Origin of the sequence: Streptomyces chiangmaiensis (assembly GCF_036281785.1) — a bacterium.
Lineage (GTDB): Bacteria > Actinomycetota > Actinomycetes > Streptomycetales > Streptomycetaceae > Streptomyces > Streptomyces chiangmaiensis.
Genome location: NZ_JAYWVC010000406.1, coordinates 1 through 3,792, shown reverse-complemented (window position 1 = coordinate 3,792; position 3,792 = coordinate 1). Strand labels below are relative to the sequence as shown.

Below are 3,792 nucleotides of genomic sequence, written 5' to 3'. Positions count from 1 at the left end.
ACCGAGGCGAAGTACCTTGACAGCCGTCGCGATGCAAGCGAACTCTCACATGCCTGCCACGACAGGCATGGATCCGAAGCACGGCACCCTCGCAGGTCAGGCGACCCGATGCGGCTGGTTCGAACTTCCATCAGGTCACGGAATCGGCAACGCCCGTACCCACCAGGGTTGAGAGGGTCGGTAGTTGGGTGTGGCTGAGGATTAGAGGTATCTACGTAAGATCAGCAGGCTCTGGCGCCGCAGTGTTCTGTGGAGCTGTTTCGCCGCTCCGCACCGAACTCAGCTCAAGACGCTGGAAGGATCTCACCGTGTCCCTTGTTGTCAGACAGATGGCCGACGCCCACCCGGGTCCCCGGTCGGCCTTCGATGACGCACTGATCAAGTGCATCGAAGCATGCGTCGCCTGTTTCCAGGCCTGCGCTGCCTGTGCCGATGCCTGCATGGCAGAGCCTGACATCGTCTCGTTGATCAAGTGCATACGGACCGACCTCGACTGTTCTGACGTGTGCGCCGCCACAACGACCATCCTGTCGCGTCGCACAGCTGTTGACCTGACGGTCACCCGGGCGGCCGTCGAGGCCTGCCTTGCCTCTTGCGCTGCGTGCGCCGAGGAGTGTGAGCTGCATGCTGCTCACCATGAACATTGCCGCATCTGCGCCGAGGCGTGTCGGCGATGTGAGGAGGCGTGTCGACGGCTCTTGGTGGCGCTTCCGAGTTCTGGATAGTGGCGGCCTTTGAACCGAGACACAAAGAGACGACGCTGAGGCCGACTGAACCGCTCCCGGTTCGGTGGAGATCTCAGATTGTGGTTGTGACCTGGGGTTTCGTGGATTCCATGTAGCGGTTGGCTTGCGCGGCGTCGGCAGTGGCCTTGGCTGGGATTCGCCGGTGTGTACGTGCGTGGAGCCGGTCGGGTTCAACAACGACCGGCTCCGCTGTCAGGGCTGCTGTCGAGCGGTCACCCTCGAGTTATAGCGAAGATGTGCAGGCTGGGCATGCCTGGGGTTACGAGGCCGCTGACGTCGGGTAGCTGGACGCTGACCGGCGTTTTGTTGGATTCGAGAGTTATGCCGACGTAGTAGACGTACCCGGGGGCCTGGTATTGCATGTTGTCGGGACGGTTCTGGTGGGCGGATGTGATCGCGATGTCGCCATCGCCTCCGAACCAGTCGGGGCTGCTGAGGGTGAACTGCTGAGTGGAGCCGTCGGAGTAATTGATTGTTGCTGTTCCCCCTGCTGGTCCGTAGGTTGCGGTGACGAGGAAGCCGAGAGTGTTCCCGCTCGTGTTGTTGACGGCAATGGTCTGGCCCGAGGCAACAACGTTGTCGGGCGTGCCGTAGGTGTGGGTGCCGATGGTCTGGGTGACACCGGCTGTGGAGGGCCAGGTGAATGCCAGGCCGGCGTGGGCAATGGTAAAGCCAGGGGTGACTCCCGTCTGGGCCAGTCCTTGCGCGGAGAGGCTGGCGCCGCCTCCGTCGATGTCTCCGACGTCCGTGTTGGTGTCCTGGGTCACCCGCACGTTGTTGAAGATGCTGGCGGGGGCGAGCGCGAAGTCCTCGGTCACCGAGCTGCCGTCGGTGACGGTGACACCGCTGATTGTCTTGCTCGCGAACCCGTAACCCTCTGCCGTCACGCTGTACGTGCCCACCGGCAGGAAGAGGCTGTAGTGGCCGGACAGGTCAGTGACAGTCGTCGTGTTGCCGACCTTCACCGTGGCGCGGTACACCGGTGCGTGCGTCGTCGAGTCGGTGACGGCGCCGGTGACGGCGCCGTCAGGGCCGGTGGTGAACGAGGCGAGGCCGTTCGGGGTGCCGAGCCCGGTTGGGCCGTCATAACCGGGGCCGGCTGTGCACAGGTAGGCCGGTGAGCAGGTGCCGTTGATGCCGGTGGTCACATCGTTGAGGTGTGCCGCATTGAAGTACGGGTAGCTGGCGGGGTAGGTGTTCGCGGCCGGGGTACCGGCGTCGGCGTACACGCCCGCGATGATCGGCGATGCGGCACTGGTGCCGCCGTACACCTTCCAGCCGCTGTTGTAGACGGCGACGCCGGTCGCTGGGTCGGATACCGCTGCGACATCACCCACGGTGCGCTTGGAGCAGCCGCTGTCGGTCTGCTACGCCGGCTTCGCCTCGTACACCGAGCAACCGCTGCCCGGGCCCGAGCTGTCGGCCGAGTCGTACCACACGGACTCCATCCAGCCGCGTGCGCTGGAGCCCCGGACCAGACTCGTGCCGCCGACCGCCGTGACGTACTGCGACGCGGCCGGGTAAGTCACGCCGAAGCCGCTGTCACCGCTGGCCGCCACGATGGCCACGCCGGGATGGTTGAAGTGCGCGTCGGCATCGGTGACATCGGATGGGTCCTCACCACTGCCGGGAAACTCGCTGTACGACATGCCGTAGCTGTTTGACACGTATTTCGCGCCCAGTGCGACGGCTTTGTCCACAGCCGCCTCCAGGTTGGACTCAGAGTTGTCATCCGCCTCGATGAGCAGGATGTGTGCCTGCGGAGCCACGGCGGACACCATGTCGACGTCGACAGCTCCATCGCCGCAGCCGCGCCAGGGTCACGTGTCGCCACTTGAGCGATACCCGCGAGGACAGCGTAGGAATCCGCCGAGGCGGCCAGCAACGGCCACTTCGGGAGCGCAAGAACGCGCGCCGTGGCGGCAACGAATCACCCGAGCGCAGCGGTACCGAGCAGGGGGCCGATTCCTACAAGGAGCAACTCGGAGCGGTGCTCGAATACCCAGGGGGCTGTGATGTGGCCCGAGAACGGCGCCATGTGCCATCCGACGGGCACCCCGGAACCGGCAACGAGTCCACCCACAGTCCCCGAGAAGTCCGGGGCGAGGTGCTTTGCTACGAGAACGTCAAAATATGCACTGCTGTGCGCGATTACGGCGCGCAGGCCGATCTGCACGACGACTAAAGCCGAGACCAGACCCACTATGCCGGCGACCAGCGCGGCACGGGCTATGTGCCAGCCTCTTCGGAGGAACTCTTACCGCAACTGGTTTCCTTGATGATGGCCCCGAATGGCTCGGAGCACACTGAGGAAGGCAGGGCCCCTGGTATGCGCCCCGCCCTCTGCTGTCTGACCTGTGATGACAGAGACATCCCAGGATGCGGTGTCGCTCCACGCTGGGTGTCCCGGTGTTCGTCCCCACCTGCCAGCAGGGAAACAGGTTGTCAAACTGTCCCAGGTCCCCTACCTGACCTGGCAGGTCGACCTGCCAGGGCTGCCAGCCGGCATCCGGATCACCGTCCGTCGCGAGTGCGGTGATGGACCGGCCCAGCAGGTATGCGGTGCGGACGGTGTCGGTCTTCCCGGCGGCGGCCGGTCGGCGACCGCCCTTGTTGGCCTTGGCCTTGGCGGCCCGCAGACCGTCGTAGGTCAGTTCGCGCTGGAGTTCACCGGCTCCAGCACGAACACCGGGATCTCCCGGTCGGTCTTGCGCTGATACTCCGCGTACGGCGGGTACGCGGCAACCGCCCGCTCCCACCACTGGGCCTTCTCGGCTCCGGTGACCTCACGCGCCCGCATGTCCCGCCTGACCGGGCCGTCCTGCAGCTCGACGTGCGGATCGGCCTTGACGTTGAAGTACCACACGGGATGCTTCGGCGCGCCGCCCTGCGAGGCGACCACCGCGTACGTGCCCTCGTGCGCCACCCGCATCAGCGGCGTCTTGCGGATCTTCCCGCTCTTCGCGCCCCGGGTCGTCAGGACGATGACCGGCTTCCCGATGTCGGGCGAGGTGTTCCCCTTCGTCCCGCCGGAACTCTCGTACAA

General features: G+C 65.4%; 4 protein-coding genes. 1 reads left to right on the top strand and 3 read right to left on the bottom strand.

The features are described 5' to 3' along the window. Positions 1-958 precede the first annotated feature (958 nt). On the bottom strand, positions 959-2,083 hold the full coding sequence (locus tag VXC91_RS47345; protein WP_408057617.1) for a carboxypeptidase-like regulatory domain-containing protein: 1,125 nt from the start codon (positions 2,081-2,083) through the stop codon (positions 959-961). 30 nt (positions 2,084-2,113) lie between these two features. Continuing rightward, on the bottom strand, positions 2,114-2,515 hold the full coding sequence (locus VXC91_RS47340; RefSeq protein ID WP_408057616.1) for a S8/S53 family peptidase: 402 nt from the start codon (positions 2,513-2,515) through the stop codon (positions 2,114-2,116). 65 nt (positions 2,516-2,580) lie between these two features. Between VXC91_RS47340 and VXC91_RS43365 the strand changes: the two genes are divergently transcribed. After that, positions 2,581-2,931 carry a hypothetical protein gene (locus VXC91_RS43365; RefSeq protein ID WP_329512855.1) on the top strand — a complete coding sequence of 117 codons (351 nt, stop codon included), beginning with the start codon at positions 2,581-2,583 and terminating at the stop codon, positions 2,929-2,931. Between the two features lie 465 nt (positions 2,932-3,396). Here the strand turns inward: VXC91_RS43365 and VXC91_RS43355 are convergent. Next, on the bottom strand, positions 3,397-3,792 hold a 396-nt coding region (locus tag VXC91_RS43355; protein WP_329512854.1), incomplete at its 5' end, for a nitroreductase family deazaflavin-dependent oxidoreductase.